Annotated in this window: 20 protein-coding genes; 11 read left to right on the forward strand and 9 right to left on the reverse strand. The window is 32.7% G+C overall.

Annotation, left to right across the window (positions count from 1 at the left end; genetic code table 11):
* Positions 1 to 9: 9 nt before the first annotated feature.
* The 5 genes from NH341_RS10260 to NH341_RS10280 all read right to left on the reverse strand — a co-directional run bounded on the left by NH341_RS10260 (position 10) and on the right by NH341_RS10280 (position 7,415).
* Positions 10 to 4,320: a CusA/CzcA family heavy metal efflux RND transporter gene (locus NH341_RS10260; RefSeq protein ID WP_253056748.1), complete on the reverse strand. Its 4,311-nt coding sequence runs from the start codon at positions 4,318 to 4,320 to the stop codon at positions 10 to 12.
* A 121-nt stretch (positions 4,321 to 4,441) separates the two neighbouring features.
* Entirely contained in the window at positions 4,442 to 4,780 is a 339-nt protein-coding gene (locus tag NH341_RS10265) for a hypothetical protein (RefSeq protein ID WP_047790497.1), read from the reverse strand.
* A gap of 33 nt (positions 4,781 to 4,813) precedes the next feature.
* On the reverse strand, positions 4,814 to 5,212 hold the full coding sequence (locus NH341_RS10270; RefSeq protein ID WP_047790498.1) for an acyl-CoA thioesterase: 399 nt from the start codon (positions 5,210 to 5,212) through the stop codon (positions 4,814 to 4,816).
* Positions 5,213 to 5,217: 5 nt separating this feature from the next.
* Positions 5,218 to 5,397 (reverse strand): CPXCG motif-containing cysteine-rich protein, encoded by a 180-nt coding sequence (locus NH341_RS10275; RefSeq protein ID WP_167714310.1) that lies wholly within the window; start codon positions 5,395 to 5,397, stop codon positions 5,218 to 5,220.
* Positions 5,397 to 7,415, reverse strand: a complete 2,019-nt coding sequence (locus tag NH341_RS10280; RefSeq protein WP_253056750.1) for a VWA domain-containing protein — start codon at positions 7,413 to 7,415, stop codon at positions 5,397 to 5,399. The genes NH341_RS10275 and NH341_RS10280 overlap by 1 nt, the downstream gene beginning before the upstream one ends.
* A 129-nt stretch (positions 7,416 to 7,544) precedes the next feature.
* Between NH341_RS10280 and NH341_RS10285 the strand changes: the two genes are divergently transcribed.
* A complete protein-coding gene (locus NH341_RS10285) occupies positions 7,545 to 7,895 on the forward strand; it encodes a hypothetical protein (protein WP_159616762.1) in 351 nt (116 codons plus the stop codon).
* Here the strand turns inward: NH341_RS10285 and NH341_RS10290 are convergent.
* On the reverse strand, positions 7,888 to 8,298 hold the full coding sequence (locus tag NH341_RS10290) for a group III truncated hemoglobin (protein ID WP_159616760.1): 411 nt from the start codon (positions 8,296 to 8,298) through the stop codon (positions 7,888 to 7,890). The genes NH341_RS10285 and NH341_RS10290 overlap by 8 nt on opposite strands.
* A gap of 71 nt (positions 8,299 to 8,369) precedes the next feature.
* Between NH341_RS10290 and NH341_RS10295 the strand changes: the two genes are divergently transcribed.
* The 3 genes from NH341_RS10295 to NH341_RS10305 all read left to right on the forward strand — a co-directional run bounded on the left by NH341_RS10295 (position 8,370) and on the right by NH341_RS10305 (position 11,134).
* Positions 8,370 to 8,966, forward strand: a complete 597-nt coding sequence (locus NH341_RS10295; protein WP_253056752.1) for a Crp/Fnr family transcriptional regulator — start codon at positions 8,370 to 8,372, stop codon at positions 8,964 to 8,966.
* 301 nt (positions 8,967 to 9,267) lie between these two features.
* Positions 9,268 to 10,494 (forward strand): AAA family ATPase, encoded by a 1,227-nt coding sequence (locus tag NH341_RS10300; protein WP_253056754.1) that lies wholly within the window; start codon positions 9,268 to 9,270, stop codon positions 10,492 to 10,494.
* Positions 10,487 to 11,134: an HNH endonuclease signature motif containing protein gene (locus tag NH341_RS10305; protein WP_253056756.1), complete on the forward strand. Its 648-nt coding sequence runs from the start codon at positions 10,487 to 10,489 to the stop codon at positions 11,132 to 11,134. Before NH341_RS10300 ends, NH341_RS10305 begins: the two co-directional genes overlap by 8 nt.
* 87 nt (positions 11,135 to 11,221) lie before the next feature.
* On the opposite strand, the gene NH341_RS10310 is transcribed toward NH341_RS10305, so the two are convergent.
* On the reverse strand, positions 11,222 to 11,401 hold the full coding sequence (locus tag NH341_RS10310; protein ID WP_253056758.1) for a hypothetical protein: 180 nt from the start codon (positions 11,399 to 11,401) through the stop codon (positions 11,222 to 11,224).
* A gap of 859 nt (positions 11,402 to 12,260) precedes the next feature.
* Between NH341_RS10310 and NH341_RS10315 the strand changes: the two genes are divergently transcribed.
* The 3 genes from NH341_RS10315 (at position 12,261) to NH341_RS10325 (ending at position 15,348) form a co-directional block, all read left to right on the forward strand.
* Positions 12,261 to 12,791 (forward strand): ClbS/DfsB family four-helix bundle protein, encoded by a 531-nt coding sequence (locus NH341_RS10315; RefSeq protein WP_239179496.1) that lies wholly within the window; start codon positions 12,261 to 12,263, stop codon positions 12,789 to 12,791.
* A 192-nt stretch (positions 12,792 to 12,983) separates the two neighbouring features.
* Complete coding sequence (gene hutI / locus NH341_RS10320; RefSeq protein WP_253056760.1) at positions 12,984 to 14,216, forward strand: imidazolonepropionase; 1,233 nt, start codon at positions 12,984 to 12,986, stop codon at positions 14,214 to 14,216.
* A gap of 124 nt (positions 14,217 to 14,340) precedes the next feature.
* Complete coding sequence (locus NH341_RS10325; RefSeq protein WP_253056762.1) at positions 14,341 to 15,348, forward strand: formimidoylglutamase; 1,008 nt, start codon at positions 14,341 to 14,343, stop codon at positions 15,346 to 15,348.
* Positions 15,349 to 15,613: 265 nt separating this feature from the next.
* Here NH341_RS10325 and NH341_RS10330 read toward each other — a convergent pair whose 3' ends face one another.
* The gene (locus NH341_RS10330) at positions 15,614 to 16,648 is read right to left on the reverse strand and encodes an RluA family pseudouridine synthase (RefSeq protein WP_239179490.1); all 1,035 of its coding nucleotides are present in this window, start codon (positions 16,646 to 16,648) and stop codon (positions 15,614 to 15,616) included.
* Between the two features lie 17 nt (positions 16,649 to 16,665).
* Entirely contained in the window at positions 16,666 to 17,247 is a 582-nt protein-coding gene (locus NH341_RS10335; RefSeq protein WP_239179488.1) for a PASTA domain-containing protein, read from the reverse strand.
* A gap of 154 nt (positions 17,248 to 17,401) precedes the next feature.
* Between NH341_RS10335 and NH341_RS10340 the strand changes: the two genes are divergently transcribed.
* The 4 genes from NH341_RS10340 to NH341_RS10355 all read left to right on the forward strand — a co-directional run bounded on the left by NH341_RS10340 (position 17,402) and on the right by NH341_RS10355 (position 21,186).
* Positions 17,402 to 18,385 (forward strand): D-alanine--D-alanine ligase, encoded by a 984-nt coding sequence (locus NH341_RS10340; RefSeq protein WP_073183623.1) that lies wholly within the window; start codon positions 17,402 to 17,404, stop codon positions 18,383 to 18,385.
* Positions 18,385 to 18,837: a pantetheine-phosphate adenylyltransferase gene (coaD, locus tag NH341_RS10345; RefSeq protein ID WP_047788995.1), complete on the forward strand. Its 453-nt coding sequence runs from the start codon at positions 18,385 to 18,387 to the stop codon at positions 18,835 to 18,837. Before NH341_RS10340 ends, coaD begins: the two co-directional genes overlap by 1 nt.
* Before the next feature lie 19 nt (positions 18,838 to 18,856).
* Positions 18,857 to 20,605: a M14 family metallopeptidase gene (locus tag NH341_RS10350; RefSeq protein WP_370641940.1), complete on the forward strand. Its 1,749-nt coding sequence runs from the start codon at positions 18,857 to 18,859 to the stop codon at positions 20,603 to 20,605.
* A gap of 62 nt (positions 20,606 to 20,667) precedes the next feature.
* Positions 20,668 to 21,186 (forward strand): RNA polymerase sigma factor, encoded by a 519-nt coding sequence (locus tag NH341_RS10355; RefSeq protein WP_073183625.1) that lies wholly within the window; start codon positions 20,668 to 20,670, stop codon positions 21,184 to 21,186.
* Positions 21,187 to 21,216: the final 30 nt, after the last annotated feature.

The following is a 21,216-nucleotide window of genomic DNA, read 5'->3' on the forward strand; positions in this document are numbered from 1 at the left end:
TCTATATTTTTATTCTTTTATATAAAACTCGTAGGCTATTACAGTTTGGTTAAAATTATTAACCAGTGATAAATAGTTTTGCATTACTTGAAAATAAGCGGTAAAACTCTGGTTATATTGATATGCATCAATCTCTCCTACCTTATAAGCTAATGCTAGTTTTTTTATAAACTTTTGCGCTTGTGTAACTGTTGAATGAATACTTACCAACTCTTCATTTAAATAAATAAGCTGTTCTTGTAAGCTTTTATAATTATTCTGAATTACCATAGCTTTGTTATTATTCTCATAAACTATTTCTTCTTGTATAATTTTTTGCTCTTTAATTTTTGCATTATTAGACCAAAAAGAAAGTGGAATATTTACTCCTACATTAAAACCTGTATAACTGTTCTCATTTCCTGTTTTTCTATTAATTACACCAGCTGTTAATGCAGGAAAATATATTGATTTTGCTACAGACACATCTTTAGCCGCTACCTTATTTTGTTGCTCTAAACTTTTGATAAAGTCTTTTGACAACGAATCTTTTTGAATTAAAAAGTCCTTTTTTTGAGGTAGTTTTTCAAACGGTTGTATCAAATAATCAATTTGTAATAATTGCTTTAGTTCATTTTCTACTTGAATGAAATCCTTATATGTTTTGTTTTTTTGTGACTGTACTCCTAACGATTGTAAAGAGGTTAAATCATTTTCTAATCCTCCTATTTCTCCAGATGCATGCAACTTACCAGCTATTTCTTTTATTTGATTGGTACTAAGCTGTTGCTCTTCCATTAGCGATAACAATCCATATAAATAGTTCCACTGTTGGTATAAACTTCTAGCCTTTCTTACTGTTTCTTTCTTTGTTATATTATTATTAATCGTTGCTAAAGTATTTTTCTCTTTAGCCAGCTTCTTTTTTTGAATATGCGTTAAAATAGATCCAAAGTTTTGATTTACAGACCATTCTTTTTCCGCTATGCCATTGGCTACACCAACATCTTGGTATTGAACTGTTGTCGGATTCAATTCTATTGCTTTACCAATTCCAGCTTTGGATTTTTCAATAGCTAAGGTTGATTTTTTCATCAATACCGATTTTTGCAACGCCAAATCAATAACTTGTTGTTCTGTTAACTTTTGGGGCACTTCTTGTGCTTGAACTCCAAAAACTCCAATTGCAAATACTACTACAGTTACTATACTCTTTTTCGCTTTTAAGTTTACTTTCTTTTCAAAAAGCATATACAACACAGGTAAAATAAGTAAGGTTAGTAAAGTTGCAGACACCAATCCTCCAATTACTACGGTAGCTAAAGGCTTTTGTACCTCTGCTCCTGCTGAGGATGATAATGCCATAGGTAAAAACCCTAATGAAGCCACAGCTGCGGTCATAATAACAGGACGCAAACGTACAGATGTCCCTTTTTTTACAATCTCTGTAAGGTCTGATATTCCAGCTGCTTTTAAACGATTAAACTCAGCAATTAAAACAATTCCGTTTAGCACTGCTACACCAAATAAGGCTATAAAACCTACTCCTGCTGAAATTGAAAAAGGCATTCCACGTAACCACAACGCAAAAATTCCACCAATAGCAGACATCGGTATGGCAGTAAATATCAATACACTTTGTTTAATAGATTTAAACGTAAAATACAATAACAAAAAGATGAGTAATAGCGCTACTGGTACTGCAACGCCTAATCTGGCACGAGCTTCTTCTAAGTTTTTAAACGTTCCGCCATAGGTAATATAGTACCCTGGGTCGAATGCTATCTTATCTGAGACTTTACCTTTTAGTTCTTTAACTATACTAGCTACATCGCGTCCTCTTACATTAAAACCAACTGTTATTCTACGTTTAGCATCATCTCTTTGAATTTGATTTGGTCCCGTTTTAAAGTCCACAGATGCTACAGCTGTTAACGGAATTTGTGCCCCCGTTGCAGTTGTAATGTATAGCTTACGAATATCTTCAATACTAGCTCTTCTATTTTTTGCTAAACGCACTACCAAGTCATAACGTTTTTCACCTTCATATACTGATCCTGCACTTTGACCTGCAAAAGCTGCATTTACGGTAGTATTTACGTCTTCAATGTTGAGTCCATAATAGGCTAACTGACTTCTGTTATACTCAATTACAATTTGCTGTAATCCCGTCATTTTTTCAACATACACATCTTCTGCTCCTTCTACATCTGGAATAATTCTACTTAATTGATTGGCATATTTTACCAATTTGTCTAGATCTTCACCATAAATCTTAAGTACAACATCTTGCCTAGCACCTGTCATCAACTCATTAAATCTCATTTGAATAGGCTGTTGAAATCCAAAAGAAACACCTAGCATGTTTTCATCCAACAATTGTTGCATTTTTTCTGTCAGTTCATTCTTGGTGCTAGCTTTTGTCCATTCCTCTTTTTCTTTTAAAATAATAATGATGTCTGAAGCCTCTATTGGCATTGGGTCTGTAGGAATTTCAGAAGAACCTATTCTACTAACTATTTGCTCTATTTCGTCTGGAAACTCCTTTATTAACAGCGCTGATGCTTGGTTGGAAACATCAATAGTATACGACAGCGAACTTCCTGTTGATACAGTAGTTTGTACTGCCAAATCTCCTTCATCCAAAGAAGGAATAAACTCTGATCCCATTTTAGAAAAAGTGACTAAACTGAGTATAAAAATAGCTACTGAGCCTATTACTACTTTTATTTTATGAGTTAACACAAAGTTGAGTATTGGGGTGTATACATTTTGTATCGCTGTTATAATTTTATCTGAAATATTCTTCTTGTTATTGATTGTTTTCTTTAAAAACAACGAACTCATCATAGGTACATAAGTAAGCGATAGTAAAAAGGCTCCTAAAATTGCAAAACTTACGGTTAATGCCATTGGTTTAAACATTTTTCCTTCAATACCTACCAAGGCAAGAATTGGTAAGTACACAATAAGGATAATGATTTCTCCAAAAGCCGCACTTGTTCTTATTTTTGAAGCCGACTCATACACTTCATCATCCATTTGATTTTGGGTTAATTGCGTTCCTGATTTTTTTAACCCTAAGTGATGTAGTGTTGCTTCTACAATAATTACAGAACCGTCTACAATAATACCAAAGTCAATTGCTCCTAAACTCATTAAGTTTCCAGAAACACCGAACACTTTCATTAAACTAATGGCAAACAACATTGCTAACGGAATAACCGACGCTACAATTAAACCTGCTCGTAAGTTTCCTAACAGCAACACCAAAATAAAAATGACAATTAAAGCCCCTTCAATAAGGTTGGTTGATACCGTTTTTATGGCTTTGTCTACTAATTTAGTTCTATCTAAAAAGGGTTTTATGGCAACTCCTTCTGGCAAACTTTTTTCTATTTGTGCTATTCTTTCTTTTACATTCTCAATCACTTTTGAAGAATTGGCTCCTTTTAACATCATAACAATAGCACCTACCACTTCTCCGTCAGTATTTCTTGTCATTGCGCCATATCGTACCGCATGCCCTAACTGAACTTTCCCTATATCTTTCATCAGTATAGGTGTTCCGTTTATATTGTTTTTTATGACAATATTCTGAATGTCTTCTGGAGTTTTTATCAACCCTTCACTTCGAATAAAGTACGCTTTCGGGTTTTTATCAATATATGCTCCTCCTGTATTTTGATTGTTCTTAGATAATGCCTCAAAAACCTCGTTTATACTAACATTTAACGATTGTAAGCGTTCTGGTTCAATAGCTACTTCATATTGCTTTAAAAAGCCTCCAAAGCTACTTACATCAGCTACTCCTTCAATTCCTAAGAGTTGGCGACGAACAATCCAATCTTGAATAGAGCGTAACTCCATTGCATCGTATTGTTTTTCGTATCCTTCTTTGGTATATAACGTATATTGATAAATTTCACCCAATCCTGTGGTCACTGGTGCCATTTCTGGTGTTCCTACTCCATCAGGAATTTGATTTTTGGCTTCTATCAACCGTTCACTAATTTGTTGACGCGCCCAATAAATATCGGTACTTTCTTTAAAAACGATTGTAACGACACTTAATCCAAATCGAGAGAAAGAACGAATTTCTTCGATATCTGGAATGTTTGACATGGTAATTTCTATAGGAAACGTCACTAAACGTTCTATATCTTGGGCTGATTGTGAAGGTGCTGATGTTATTATTTGCACCTGATTATTGGTAATATCTGGTACAGCATCAATAGGTAATTGTTTTAGAGAGTAAATTCCCCAGCCTATTAATGCCACAACCAATGCTCCAATAATCAATTTATTTTTAATTGAAAATTTGATAATGTTATCTAACATTTTGTATTGATTTAATTCTAGTGTAACATAATTTCTACCGGTTATTATTAAATAATCGGTACAACAGTTTGTAGTTCTTGTTTACACAAGAGCTACTACTGTTAGTAATAGTAAAATAGAATTAAAACTTTGGTGGCTGGAAAATAGCCGATAAGTATGAATTATAATAGGTGTTTCTATAGAAGTTAATACGGTTTCTTACTTCTAAGAAAATAGGAATATTATAACTATAGTCAGTCGGAATAAAATCTGCTGTAATTGTAATTACGTTACAATGATGGTGGTGTTCTTTGTTTTTTTCTTCTTCTGTATCATTTTCATGATGTTCATCTTGATGCAAAGTATTAAAACTTTCAACATGAACCTCAGTTTCGCTTTCAAAAACAATAGCATCTACATGTGCTTCTAAAGGAGGCACAATTAACAGTAAAGTTAATAATATGATGATGCTTTTTTTCACTAATCTAGTTTAGAGTTACAAAATTATAAAATTTTATGAACCTTCTTTGTCCAATCTGTCTTTAACGTATTCAATTTTTGTTTTACCATGCGCAAAAGGGCTTCCTTCTTCATCTAAACTTACCATAACAATTTTATCAATTGCGATAATTGTTTTTCGAGTTATTTTGTTACGAACCTCACAGCTTAAGGTAATAGATGTTGTTCCAAACTTTACTACATCAATTCCTATTTCAACAATGTCTCCTTGCTTTGCTGAACTAACAAAATTTATTTCAGACATAAACTTGGTTACTGTTTTTGGAATTTCTAACTGAATAATAGCATATAACGCTACTTCTTCATCAATCCATTGTAATAATCGTCCTCCGAAAAGTGTTCCGTTAGGATTTAAATCTTCTGGTTTTACCCATTTACGTGTGTGAAATCTCATTGTATTTATTGTTCTATATTTTTAGCTTCAAAAGCTATTAAATCGTTATTTACAAAGGTAAACGTTATTTGTATAGGATTACAACATACCTCGCAATCTTCTACATAGGTTTCAGACGTACTAGCGTCCAGTAACATGGAAATTTCTTCCCAACAATGCGGACATTGAAAAAAATGCTCATACATCATATTTTACCATAGTATTTTCTAACAAACCACTCTATTGACAATAAAACTATAATCAATAATAACAACCATTTCCAATCAACTAAACTTTGTTTTTTGGTAATAGACTTTTGAGTGGTATAAAAAGATGCATCTTCTTGTATCTTTTTTAATAATTCTTCAACTTTATCTACATAAGCAATTGCTCCGTTTGTTTTTAACGCTAGCTGTTCTAATTTTTTAAAATTAGCATTGGTAAACTGCTCTTCTATCTGATAATCTTCAATTTTAAACCTACCTGAGCTACTTATATTTTGATTCTTTACAGTTACGGTATATGAATATTCTCCTGAGGCTAATCCTTCAACAGCAACTTGATATGAGTTGTTAAATAACGAAAACGGAATACTCTTTTTAGCTTTTGTTTCTAAATTAGTTACTGTGAGCTCTAAAGATGCTCTGCTATCAAACTGATAGTTTTTATCAACATAAAATGCACTTATAGTTATAGGTTCATTAGCTGCATACAAACGTTGCGCTTTTACCTCTAAACGTTTCCTCTTTTTAGTGGATGCTAAATACTGAACCAAATTTCCTACAAACGTATCAAAGCTTTCAAAGTTTTTCTCTTTTAAATAACTGGCTGCTCTCCATTTCCAAATACCCTCACCAAATAGTACTGCGTACTTTTTATCATTCTCTTCAAAGGTTGATAATAACGGTTGTGTGGTTTCTACCCCTGCATACTTCTGATACAACAAGCTTTGAGATTCTTTTTTAAGCTGTACTTCTCCAAACTTGTCTTTTAGCGGTGGAAATTGACCAAAGCCTATATCTTCTTGATAAAAAGTTAGAAAATCTGGATTGTAAATAGCGGTATATTCTTCTTTTTGATTAATGGCTCTTTTTTGAACTCCCAAACCTTGACTATTCAAAAAGTTCCAATCTGTTTTAGTTCCTGAAACCAGTAAAAAGTTAGATGGTATTTTTTCTAAAGTTGCTTTAAAATAACTGTTAGGCTGATACAAAACAAAAAACTGATATGCGTCTAAATCTATATTTCTATCTTGTATCAAAGCAATGTCTACTTTGCGTTGTTTATTGCTCTCAATCGCTTTTTTTAGTGCTCCTAAATCTGGATGTAAAAAAGAACTTAATAGTAAAACTTTGGTTTGCTCATCTAAAACTTCTACTGAAAAGCTTTTATAATTGTTTTTCGTGTTTTTTTCATTCGCTATACTACTTATCGATGCTGTGTAATAGTATACTCCTTTGGTATTAGATACTAAATTAGCGGTAACAGTTTGCACAGGGTTTTCTGGCGAAAATCGTACTCTTTTTGAAAAAACTCTGCTTCCGTTTTTTACGATTGAAAAAGTAGTATTCACTGTTTCTTTTCCTTCATAATACAACAACGCCTCTACAGGAAACTTGTTCTTTACATAGCTATACTTATTCACATTTAACTGTGAAATTTGAATGTCTTGATACTTAATGGTATCACCAATAACTATAGGAAATACTTTATACTTTGTTGATGAAAACTCGTAGTCATTCCCTTGTGTTTGATTTCCATCGGTTATTAAAATAGTAGCTGCATTTTTATCTTTATTCAACTCATTAACAGCATCAATTGCTTTTGAAATATTGGTTTGTGCTTCAGCAAAAGATAAACTATCCAACACCTTAATATCATTCCCGAACGAAAAATACTGTACGTTAAATTTATCTTGAAGTTCTTCGTTGCTTTCTACTTTTGATACTAATTCTTGAACCTTTTTTTCTTCTTTAAAAAACTGAGTAGATAGTGAATTATCTACCAATACAGATAACACCGGTTGTATGTTCTCTGTTTCAAGAGTTGTTATCTTCGGATTAATGAGTAGTAACCCAATTAAAAAAAGACTTAGTGCTTTTAAGCTAAAAAGTAAGATATGTACTTTCGGAGTCTTTTTTACCTTATAGAAATATTGAAAAAAAGCAATGGCTACGCTTATTAATACGGCTAATACAATGTAAATTATAGTTATTGACTCCACTCAGCTTATTTTAGTATGTGAAGATAAAAATATCTAACAAATAAAAAGACCTTTTCTTCTTTTTCATTTATGATCTGAATCATAAAAAACTAGTTATCAGTTATATATTTTTATCAAAAACTAATATGTATGGTAACTACTGAAAACGTAACCACTGAAAAAACACTTCAAAAAACACTTCAAAAAACAAATAGTATGGGAATTACGGCTTACATCAATAAAAAAATTGCTGAAGGAGAACGAAATAGCATTGGTGTATCTATTATATTAATTACTGTAGGCTCTATGATTTCTTCCATTACAGCTGCTTTAGCCGTAAATGGCGAGGTTAATTTATTTGCCCTAATTTTTGCTTGTGTAACGGCTATGGGCGCTAATGCTACCGCCATAAGCCAACAACCTTTTAAAATAATTGCATGGGCATTTATTATTAATATACTTGGTAATATTTCGTTGATTTTTTACCTACTTGCTACGTAGTTGTAGGCTTCGGCTTAGCTTCAAACATTCTAAAAAAGAGCATAGAAGCTATGTTTCTTGCTCTTTCTTTAGCTTCATGTGCTTTGGTTCCGTCAAAAAGTTCATCAACCGTTTCAAACCACAATTGCAACCAGCGTCCAAAGTGTTCCTGATAAATAGAATATTCAAAATCTCTATCTACATCTTTATGTGCTTTCATCGGGTTTCCTTTAAACTTTCTAACAAAAAATAAATTCGTTTCCCAAAAATCAGTGAGTTTTTGTAAATGAGGTTCCCAGGTTTCTTCTGGTATTGTTTTCAAAAATATAGGCCCTATAAAATCATCCTTTCTAATTTTATCATTATAAAAGGTTGATACTAACTTATACACATCTTCCCTATTTTCTATGTCTCTTTTATCCATTTACAAATCGTTGTTGAAATACGCTACAAAAGTATATCTTTATGCTATTGCAATTTATGACTTAAATCATAATGATTCCAGAAGAACTCTTATTAAAATATACCGCTGAAACGAAACGTTTTCAAAAAGACGAAATTATTTTTTCTGAAAAACAAACTGCACATTATTACTATCAAATAATAAGCGGAGTGGTTAAAATGAATAATTTTAATGATGATGGTAAAGAATTTATTCAGGGAGTGTTTTATAAAAACCAAAGTTTTGGTGAACCACCTTTATTTATTGATGTAAAATATCCTGCCAATGCGGTGACAATTTCTGATAGTACGGTTCTAGCTTTATCTAAAAGTAACCTGTTTAAATTACTGCAAGATAATCCTGAAATTCACTTAAAAATCACCCAGAGTTTAGCAAAACGTTTGTACTATAAAGCTATTATTGCTTCTGAAATATCGAGTCAAGAGCCTGCACACAGAGTACTCCGCTTTATTGATTATTTAAAAGACGATGTATACAAAGTTGAAGGAAAGTACTCGTTTAAAGTAGCCTATACACGTCAACAAATAGCTGATATTTTAGGTTTACGCGTAGAAACGGTTATTCGGGTCATAAAATCTTTAGAAAAAAAGGGAGACGTAAAAATTAGCAAACGAAAGGTATATCGCTAAAGCCTTCTTTAAAGAAACCATTCAATAAAGTGTGTTACAAATCATAAAATTAATAGGTTTATGGAATTCCGTAAGAATTTGTACATCTCTTGTAGTAAGTTCGCTGGAATTGTATAATTAGTTAATAAATAACAGCAACTCGTTAATAACTTTGTTTTAGGTAACCTACTGGTTTTAATATATTTGAAAACATATAAAAATTGCTAAACTTTATGTTACCCCATGCTTTTGTTGGGATAAAACAACTGAAGTTTGACATATAACGAGTTGGGCATAATATCAGAAAAACCGAAGTACATATATGAATAACTTTAAAAAACTAGAAATTAACGATTGGAAGATGTTTCAAAAAATTGAAATAGACTTCCATCCACAATTGACTATTTTGACTGGTGCTAATGGAAGTGGAAAAACTACTATCTTAAATATCCTTTCAAGACATTTTGGGTGGAATTATCGTGAATTAGCTACTCCTGCAAAAGACAAGGAAACCGGCGTCTTTAAATTTTTCACAAGATTATTTAAGAAGCCAATTGAAACGCCTGATAACTCAATTGGTAAAATTATTTATTCAAATGATTCATTATCAAATTTAGTATTACCACAAAATGGAAATAATGCACAATACCATGTTCAACTTAAAAATCAACAGCCTGTTCAGGGATTGAGTATTCCGTCACATAGACCTACTTATAATTATCGACAGGTTTCAAATATTCCAACACAAAAACGAACAAGACAACAAGCATATCAATTGTTATTTAACAGTTACAGAGAAAGGTATGAGCACGGTGGAGGTCAGTCAAGTAACTACTTTATAAAGGAAACCCTTCTAAATTGGGCGATTGGAGGCAGTGGAAATGAATTTATTGAAGCTGATTCAGAATTGAAAGAAAATTTTCGGGGATTTGAAAAGGTTCTTTCCAAAATAATGCCCCAGAATATAGGTTTTAAAAGTTTGACTATAAGAAATTACGAAATTGTCTTAGTTACGGAAAGTGGTGATTTTATCCTAGATGCTGTTTCAGGTGGTTTAAGTTCAATAATTGACCTTGCATGGCAAATTTATACTCAAGAAAGACTGAAATCAAATACGATTACTGTTTTGATAGATGAAATTGAAAATCATCTTCACGCATCTATGCAAAGGAGTATCTTGCCAGACTTAATTTCTGCATTTCCTAATGTGCAATTTATTGTATCTACACATAGTCCGCTCGTTGTTGGTTCTGTGAAAGAATCATTTGTTCATGCATTTCGATATGTTGACGGAAGGGTAGTAAATGAAAAATTAGATTTAATTAATAAGGCTAGAAATGCTAATGAAGTTCTTAACGAAGTTTTAGGTGTTTCATTTACAATGCCGATTTGGGTTGAAAATTACCTAAATGAGGTTGTAGAAAAATATTCTAAAGTTGATTTAACAGAAAATATCTTTGATAACTTGAGAAATGAATTAAAACAAGTTGGTTTAGAAGAACTAATGCCAGTTGCAATCAAACAATCAATTAGCAAGAGAAATGATTAAACTTACAAAAGGAGATGAACCAGATGTTCTTGCTAATAATAAAACCGCATGGACAAGACAAGTGTTAAATCACATCGCAAATAATGAAAAGGTTCCAAAGTCACTTGAAAATAACTATAATAACTCTAAAGTTAAAGATGCATTAAGAACTGAAACTAAGAATAAGTGTATGTATTGCGAAAGCAAAGTAAAACATATCACATTCGAACACATTGAGCATATTAAACCTAAAGCTAAGAATAAGTTCCCCGAACTAACTTTTGAGTTTGATAATCTTGGATTAGCATGCCCAACCTGTAATATGAATAAAGGCGCTGAATATGATGCGATGACCCCATACATTAATCCGTATGTTGATAATCCAGAAGGTTTTTTCTATTGCTGTGGAACTTTCATTTGGGCTAATGCTGGTAATGACAGAGCAAAATTAACAGAAATTGATTTTGACATAAATCGACCTGAATTACTTGAAATGAGAGGTGAAAGGTTGAAGACGATTAGAGGTCTTATCGATGATTATAATATGTGTAAAAATCCTACTCTCAAGAATTCATTAAGAAGGGAAATTGAAAAAGAAATTGCAAGTGATAAACAATATAGTTTTATGGCTAGATCATTTGTAAATCAGCTTGGAATATAAAATACTATGTCCAACAAAGAACTGAGTTAAAAAACAAGTTTTATAGTTCATTTCATACGGTAAATCACTTTTTATTCTTACCCTTAGCTACAATTCGGTTATAAAGTTCTCTACACACCTTATTGTATTTACATAACTGTAAGGAAAGCTCGCTAATATTACGGCATGGGTCGCTGAAATCACAGCATACTCCGTTAACACCACGGCACGGGTCGCTGATACTACGGCATGCTCCGTTGACACCACGGCACGGGTCGCTGATATCACGGCATGCTCCGTTAACACCACGGCATGGGTCGCTGATACTACGGCATGCTCCGTTAACATCACGGCATGGGTCGCTGATACTAAGGCATGCTCCGTTAACATAACGGCATGGGTCGCTGATATCACGGCACGGGTCGCTGATATTACGGCATCCTCCGTTAACATCACGGCATATGTCGCTGATACTACGGCATGTTCCGTTAACATCACGGCATGGGTCGCTGATACTACGGCATGCTCCGTTAACACCACGGTATGGGTCGCTGATGTCACGGCACGCTCCGTTAACACCACGGCACGGGTCGCTGATACTACGGCATGGGTCGCTTATATCACGGCATCCTCCGTTGACACCGCGGCACAGGTCGCTGATACTACGGCACGCTCCGTTAACATCACGGCATGGGTCGCTGATATTACGGCATGTTCCGTTAACATCACGGCATGGGTCGCTGATACTACGGCATGCTCCGTTAACACCACGGTATGGGGCGCTGATTGTTCCGTTGTGTTGAGAAAAGCTCAGCGAAGCTCGCTTATGGTTTCGTTGCGTTGAGGAAAACTCAGCGAAGCTCACTTATGGTGACTATCCAATAAGGTGTGTCATAAATAATAAAATTGATAGATTTATAAAACTCCGTAATATTTTATATACATATTGTAGTAAGTTTATTGGAGTTACATAATTAATTAACAAATACCGATTACTCATTAATAACTTTACTTTAAATAACGTATTAGTTTTAATACATTTGAAAACGTATAAAAAAAGGTGGATGCAAAAACTGAAAAGTTAAGTATTAAACCATGTTATTCATATCAGAGTTCGTTATGCTTCATATGAACAAAAAACAAAGAAATGGCAGTTCCAAAAAATAAAGAAGAATTGATTTTTGAAATTGAGAATAACTATTCCAAACTGAAAAAGGACTTAGAAAGTATTCCAACGGAACTGACCAAAGAAAAAGAACTCGAAGGACATGCAAAAGAAACTAAAATGAGTGTGTCAGATTTGGTTGCTTATCTTGTTGGTTGGTCTGAACTCGTCCTGAAATGGAATCACCGAAAAGATAAAGGACAAATTGTGGAATTTCCAGAAACAGGATTTAAGTGGAATGAATTAGGGAAACTTGCTCAAAAATTTTATTCTGATTACGAAAATTTTGATTACAAAACACTTCTAACCGAATTGGACAGAAATGTAGGAAAAATATTAGAGCTAATTAAAACGAATGACAACGCGGATTTGTATGAAAAGCCTTGGTACGAAAAGTGGACTAAAGGAAAAATGATACAATTAAACACTTCATCACCATACAAAAACGCAAGAAGCAGAGTTCGAAAGTGGAAAAAACAGAATGAAGAAAAAATACGAACGTACAACAAATAATTAAGGTAAAAACTAATGCGTTTACTAAAAATACTTTTTAAAGAACACTCTAAACGAAGCACTTACTTATCATTTACTCATAAATACAAATTAACAACTTAAAAAAAGAAGTAAAACACATATCAGCCCTAAAAACATACCATACATTGTAGTTTTTACCGTAAGTTTGTCTAATAAATTTAAGCATTCAACATGACAACTTTATTCATAAACATTAAAGAATTAATACAAATAAGAGAAACAAGTACTAAAAAAGTATCTGGAGCTGCCATGAGTATTTTGCCTACCATAAAAAATGCTTTTTTATTGGTTGAAAATGGTATTATTACCGACTATGGTAGCATGAAAAAAGCTCCTATTTCTGCTGATAAAACGGTGGATTGTACTGGTAAAATGATGTTGCCTACTTGGTGCGATTCTCATACACACATTGTATATGCAGGCAATCGTGAACAAGAGTTTGTAGATAGAATTAATGGTTTGAGTTATGAAGAAATTGCCAATCGTGGTGGTGGTATTGTAAATTCGGCTAAGAAATTACAAGAAACTTCAGAAGAAGAGCTATACCAACAATCAGCAAAACGCTTAGAAGAAGTAATTGCTTTAGGTACTGGTGCTGTTGAAATAAAATCTGGTTATGGTTTAACCGTAGATGCTGAGTTAAAAATGCTACGTGTTATAAAAAAGCTACGAGAGAATTATAACATTCCTGTAAAAGCTACTTTTTTAGGGGCACACGCCTTCCCTACTGAATACAAAAACAACAGAGAAGGATATATCAATGTAATTATTGAAGAAATGTTACCTAAAGTTGCTGAGGAAAATCTAGCGGATTTTGTAGATGCTTTCTGCGAAACGGGATACTTCTCAGTAGAAGATACCGACAGAATTTTAACTGCTGCGCAACAATACGGATTAACACCAAAAGTACACGTAAACCAGTTTACAACTATTGGCGGGGTTCAAGTGAGCATAAAACACAATGCCTTGTCAGTAGATCATTTAGAAGTAATGAACACAGAAGATATTGAAGCGTTGAAAGGAACGCAAACCATGCCTGTTGCCTTACCTTCTTGTTCGTACTTTTTAAGTATTCCATACACCCCTGCTCGTGATATTATAAATGCAGGGTTGCCGTTAGCCTTAGCTACCGATTACAACCCAGGATCTACACCATCAGGAAATATGAATTTTGTGGTAGCAACAGCTTGTATTAAAATGAAAATGACACCAGAAGAGGCTATTAATGCAGCAACTATTAACGGAGCGTATGCGATGAATTTATCAAACGAGGTTGGAAGTATTACCAAGGGAAAAAAGGCGAATTTAATCCTAACAAAAGAAATTCCTTCGTATGGATTTTTACCGTATTCCTTCGGAAGTAACTTAATCGACGCTGTATTTATCAACGGAAAAGAGGTTTAAATTGCACACTGTCATTCCGAGTAATAACGTATAATCTCATTAAGGTGAGTTACGAACATTCTTGAGATTTCTCCTTTCGTTACACTTCAGTTCAAAATGACGTTTTCTAAAAAGACAATACAATATGCTAACAATATTCAACGAAAAAGACATACAAGAGTTTGTTGCGCCACGTGAAGGCGAAACAAAATTAGGTGAGTGCGTTGCGGTTATCGACTCTAAAAAAGAACTACAATCAGAACTTAAAAATTCCTCTGCTTCTTTTGTTATTCTAGGAGTTCCAGAAGATATTGGTGTTCGTATGAATGGTGGAAATGGTGGCGCACATACTGCTTTTATTCCTGCTTTAAAGTCGTTTTTAAACACCCAGCAAAATCAATTTATTAATGGAAACGACATCCTTGTGTTAGGATATTTAGATTGTTTGGACGATGTATATAGTTTTGATGTTTCTGACAGAGAAAAAGGTGATTTATTAGTAAAAGCAATAGATAAAGAGCTTTCTAAGCTTATTAAAATAATTGTTGAGAGTGGTAAAACTCCTATTATCATTGGTGGTGGACACAACAATGCTTACGGAAATATTAAAGGGCTTTCTGAAGGGAAAAATCAACCTGTAAATGTGATTAACTTAGATGCGCATACCGACTTACGTCGTTTAGAAGAACGTCATAGTGGTAACGGATTTTCGTACGCCTTACAAGAAGGCTTTATCAACCATTACTTTATGTTTGGGTTGCATGAAAACTACACGCCTCAATATGTGTTTGAAATGATTCATGATAGTTTAAACTTAGAGTATAATACGTTTGAAGAGTTAGAAGTGTATCATACTACTTCTTTTAAAGGCGAATTACAACGTGCTGAAAGTTTTATAAAAAATGCTCCTTTCGGAATTGAAATTGATTTGGATTGTGTGCAGCATTTTCCAAGTAGTGCTATGACACCTAGTGGATTTACTCCACAACAAGCTCGTAGATTTACACATTATTTTGGAACGCTACAAAACGCTTCTTATTTACATATTTGTGAGGGAGCCCCAACAGTTGTTAAAGATGAAATAGCTAACGGACAAGTAGGAAAATACATTAGCTACTTAATTTCTGATTTTATTAAGGCTAAGAGTAATTAATTAATACTACAGTTAATTTTTTTAGTAAAAAATAGAACCACACCGTTTAACTTTAGGTGTGGTCTTTCTTGTTTAAAGAAGTTCTGAGGTAAAAAACAAGTAAGTTTTATACTCTTTGTAAACCAATACATTTATTTATACTTGGTAATGTAAGGTTACTTCCTTTTTGTATGAACTTGTTTTAGTAATTTAAATAGGCTTTTAAGTTTTCAAAAGAAACAAATTATAATAGAGTTCGTTATAAAGTTTTTAACTACACTCCTCTTTATTCTTCTAATTTTGAATGTTCTGAATAAGTTCGCCATTTTTCTAAACAAGCGGTAATATCTTCTGGTACTTCAGAGTTAAATTGTAAAAACTCTCCTGTTGTTGGATGTGTAAAACCTAGAGTTTTTGCATGCAAAGCTTGTCTTGGCAACACTTTAAAGCAATTATCTACAAATTGTTTGTATTTAGTAAACGTAGTTCCCTTTAAAATAGCATTCCCACCATAACGTTCATCGTTAAAAAGTGTATGTCCAATGTGTTTAAAGTGAGCTCTAATTTGATGCGTTCTACCCGTTTCTAACTTACATTGTACCAAGGTTACATACGTAAGTCTTTCAAGTACTTTATAATGAGTAACAGCATGCTTACCATGCTCACCATCAAGAAAGACATCCATTTGTAAGCGATTTTTAAAACTACGTCCTATATTTCCTTCAATAGTTCCTTCATCCTCTTCAATATTTCCCCAAACTAAAGCATAATACAACCGTTCTGTAGTACGGTCAAAAAACTGCTTAGACAAATGTGCCATTGCGTATTCTGTTTTTGCAACTACCAATAATCCGCTTGTATCTTTATCAATACGATGTACTAAACCTGGTCGCTCGTTAGAGTTGGTGGGTAAGTTTTCTATGTGATGAATTAGTCCGTTCACTAATGTTCCAGAGTAATTTCCATGACCTGGGTGAACTACCATTCCTGCTGGCTTGTTTACCACTATCACTTCATCATCTTCATATACTATATCAATAGGAATATCTTCTGCTACTAATAAGTTTTCGTGAGGAGGATAAGTTAGCACCACTCTAACTACATCTTTTGGTTTTACCTTATAGTTAGACTTTACTGCCACATCATTAACTAAAACATTACCTGCTTTAGCTGCTTGCTGTATTTTATTTCGAGTAGCATTTTCAATAAAATTCATTAAAAACTTATCTACTCGCAATGGTACTTGACCATCTGTTGCTACAAACCTATGGTGCTCGTATAAATCATCATTTTCTATCTCTGGAGTGTTATCTTCCTGCATCAATCAATTTATAAAAATTAGTATCCGTTACCATCCCCTAAAATCAAGTCGATGGTTGTTTGTTTTGGTAATTTAGTTCCCGGTTCAATTTTTTGTCCGTTATACTTTAATCCACGAACCACATCTTTTCCTATATCGTGTACCCAAGTAACTTTAGTTCCTACTTTAAACCCTATTGAACGTAGGTGTGTTGTTGCCTGACGTCTGGTACGTCCATTTAAATTAGGCACTTCTACATCTCTATACTTTGACGGATTTAAGGTTAAATATATTTTACGCTTTTCTTTTACAAAATCACCTGCTTCCGGATCTTGCTCAATAACTGACTTCTTAGGATAATCTGGATTATAACTTGCACTGTCAATTACCACAAAATCTAAATTTAATTCACTTAATTTTTGCTCAACATCAGCTAACGACATTTTATGTAGGTCAGGTACTTGTATTTTTTGATTATGGTTTGTTGTAACTCCTAACCACCATTGTAGAACAAATACAAAAACTAGTATTGAAACAACTGCTATAATTATATTTTTTAAAAAAGATTTACTTTTAATAAATTCAAATAAACCTCCAGATTTTCCTGTTAAATTACTCATATCATTTTTTTGTAAGATCGCACAAATTTACAGTAAAAATATTACTATTTTAAATTCAACATGTCTTAAACGAGTTTTTTTGGTAAGTTTGTATAATCCAACGATTGGATTTTAGATAAACAATGATAAAAACAGTAATTGAAATACATTTGAAGTGAAAAAAAACATCGCTATTATTATGGGAGGCTATTCCTCTGAAGTAGGAATTTCTCTAAAAAGTGGTAATGTAGTTTACAAACATATTAATACAGAAAAATATAACGCGTACAAAGTTCATATTTTAGAAAATAAATGGGTGTATGTTGATGATAACGAAGAAGAATATCCAATAAATAAAGAAGATTTTTCAATTGAAATTAAAGGTCAAAAAATTACATTTGATTGTGTTTTTAACGCTATTCATGGTACACCAGGAGAAAACGGAATTATCTTAGCTTACTTTGATCTTATTGGTTTAAAACACACCTCTGCCCCATTCTACCAAATGGCTTTAACCTTTAATAAGCGTGATACCTTAAGTGTAGTGAAACAATACGGAATAGCAACAGCTGTTTCTATATATCTAAACAAAGGTGATGAGATTGATTGTGATGCTTTTATTAAAAAAGTAGGACTTCCTTGCTTTGTAAAACCAAACGGAGCAGGTTCTAGTTTTGGCATATCTAAAGTGTATACTAAAGAAGAATTAATTCCTGCTATAGAAAAAGCATACGAAGAAGATACTGAAATATTAATTGAAAGCTTTTTAGATGGAACTGAGGTTTCTGTTGGAGTAATTCAATACAAAGGAGAAACAAAAGTACTTCCAATAACAGAAATTGTTTCTGAAAATGATTTCTTCGATTATAAAGCTAAATATGAAGGTCAATCTCAAGAAATCACTCCTGCACGTTTAATTGATTCTCAAAGAAAGAGAGTTAAAGAAGTAGCCAAACGTGTGTATGAAATTTTAAATATGCGTGGTTTTTCTCGCTCTGAATATATTTTAGTTAACGATGAACCACATTTTATAGAAATGAATACTGTTCCTGGATTAACAGAAGCAAGTATTTTACCACAGCAAGCCAATCATGCGGGTATTTCTTTAACTGAATTATTTGGAAACGCTATTGAAATGGCTTTAAATGACAAGATATAATGAAAAGAGCAATTTTTCCTGGATCTTTCGATCCAATTACTTTAGGACACTTAGATATTATTGAACGTGGTGTTACCCTTTTTGATGAATTAATTATTGCAATTGGGGTGAATGCCGATAAAAAATATATGTTTTCTCTAGAGGAGCGTCAACGTTTTATTGAAGAAACTTTTAAGCATGAGCCAAAAATAAAAGTACTTACTTATAGTGGACTTACTGTAAACTTTTGTAAAGAACAAGACGCTCAATTTATTTTAAGAGGTTTACGTAATCCTGCCGATTTTGAGTTTGAAAAAGCCATCGCACATACTAATAGAAAACTTTCTGAAATTGAAACTGTGTTTTTACTAACCTCTTCAGGTAAAAGCTATATTTCTTCATCTATTGTAAGAGATGTTATCAGAAACGATGGAGACTACACAGGCTTGGTTCCAGATGCAGTTAGAATTTAAACTTTTTAAAACTATTCTTTTGAAAAAACTATTTGTATTACTCCTAATATTAGTTACCGCTTGTAAACAAAAACCTACAAAAAAAAACATCGAATTCACCACCCTGTTTGAAACATCAAACGGAACGGAGACTCCTACTTATAAAGAGGTTATTTCTTTTTATGAAGAGTTGGCTAACACTTACCCTGAAATTTCATTGTTTGAAATAGGCACTACAGATATTGGAAAACCTTTACATTTAGTTGCTTTTAATACTGATGGAAAAACCAATATTGAAGAACTTAAAAATTCTTCAAAAAATAGAATTTTAATCAATAACGGTATTCATCCAGGGGAATCTGACGGAATAGATGCTTCGATGCTATTATTACGAGACATCGTTCAAAATGATTCTTTAAAAAACAAGTACAAAAAATCTTTAATTTGTGTTATTCCCATATACAATATTGGTGGCTCCCTAAACAGAAACTCACACACAAGAGCCAATCAAAATGGTCCAAAAGAATACGGTTTTAGAGGAAATGCTCGTAACTACGACTTAAATCGTGATTTTATTAAACAAGATACTAAAAATGCCGCTACATTTGCTGAGATTTTTCACACTGTAAATCCAGATGTTTTTATAGATAATCATGTAAGTAATGGAGCAGATTATCAGTACGCAATTACACATCTATTTACACAACACAATAAATTGGGAGGAAATTTAGGTGAGTTTATTGAAACAAAAATGCGTCCTGAAATAGAACATTCTTTGGCTGAGAAAGGAATTATTATTACTCCTTATGTAAATGTTTGGGGAACAACTCCAGAAAGTGGTTGGTCACAGTTTTTCGATTCACCTAGATATTCTACTGGGTACACTACCCTCTTCAATACCTTAGGATTAATGGTTGAAACTCATATGTTGAAACCGTATAAAATTAGAGTAGAACAAACCTATGAATTGTTGTTTTCTGCTTTAGATTTTTCTAAAGAAAACAGTAACAAAATAAAAGATTTACGAAAAAATGCTGTTGAAGAAATAATAAACAAAAAAACATATCCTATTCTATTTACAGTTGATAAGAATAATCCTACTGCTCTTCATTTTAAAGGATACGAAGGAACTTTTATAGACAGTAAAGTTACCAATGGAAAACGTTTGTTTTATGATAGAACAAAACCTTACAATAAAAAAGTTTCTTATTATAACTACTTTGTTCCTACCAAAGAAATCGCCATACCCAAGGCCTATATATTAGAACAAGGTTGGCATGACGTTGTAGAACGATTAGAAAATAATAAAATTGAATTTACTCGTTTTGAAAAAGACACCTTATTAACTGTAGAAGTTCAGCACATCAAAGAATTTGAAACTCGAAAAACGGCATACGAAGGTCATTATTTACACTACAATACTGAAGTTACCCAAACAAGAGGTCTGCAAGTTAAATTTAATAATGGAGATATTTATATTCCTACAAACCAAACAGGAATACGTTATATAATAGAGACCTTGGAAGCTGAAGCTATTGATTCTTTCTTCAACTGGAATTTCTTTGATACTATTTTACAACAAAAAGAGGGATACTCTTCTTACGTTTTTGAAGATATTGCTGAAGAGTTTTTAAATAACAATCCCTCATTAAAACAAGAGTTTCTTCAAAAAGTAAAAACAGAAGAAGATTTTGCAAAAAATGCGCAAACACAATTATATTGGGTTTATAAAAAAACACCTCATTATGAAAAAGCTCATAAGAAATTACCAATTTATAAGTTATATTGATAATTTTTTAACCTCTTAGTTACATTTTCATACATTTGTCACCGATTAGGAACTTGATTTAAATGAATAAAGACCCATTAAAATCTGTTTGTGAGCAAAAAAATTTTGAAGAAGTTTTTAACCAACATTCGCAAACATTGAGAAATTATATATATTACAAATGCGGTGACCTCCAGCAAGCTGAAGATATCGTACAAGAAGCGTATATAAAACTATGGAATAATTGTGCTAAAGTTGTTTTCGAAAAAGCTAAATCTTATCTATATACAGTAGCCAACAATCATTTTTTAAACGATGTTGCTCACAAAAAAGTTGTTTTGGAACATCAAAAGAAAAATGTTTCTTCTGGTAAAACTAATGAAACTCCTCATTTTATTTTAGAAGAAGAAGAATTTCATACTAAGCTTAAAAAAGCAATAGCCAACTTGCCTGAAAAACAACGAGAAGTTTTTTTGCTTAGTAGAATAGATAAGAAAAAGTATGTTGAAATTGCAGATATTGTTGGGGTTTCTGTAAAAGCTGTAGAAAAAAGAATGAGTAAAGCATTACTTACTTTAAAAGAACAAATAGGTAAAGTGTAACAAAAGTAATATTTGTATTAATTAGGTAGG

The sequence above is a fragment of the Tenacibaculum sp. XPcli2-G genome (genome assembly GCF_024124505.1).
Taxonomy (GTDB): Bacteria; Bacteroidota; Bacteroidia; order Flavobacteriales; family Flavobacteriaceae; genus Polaribacter; species Polaribacter mesophilus.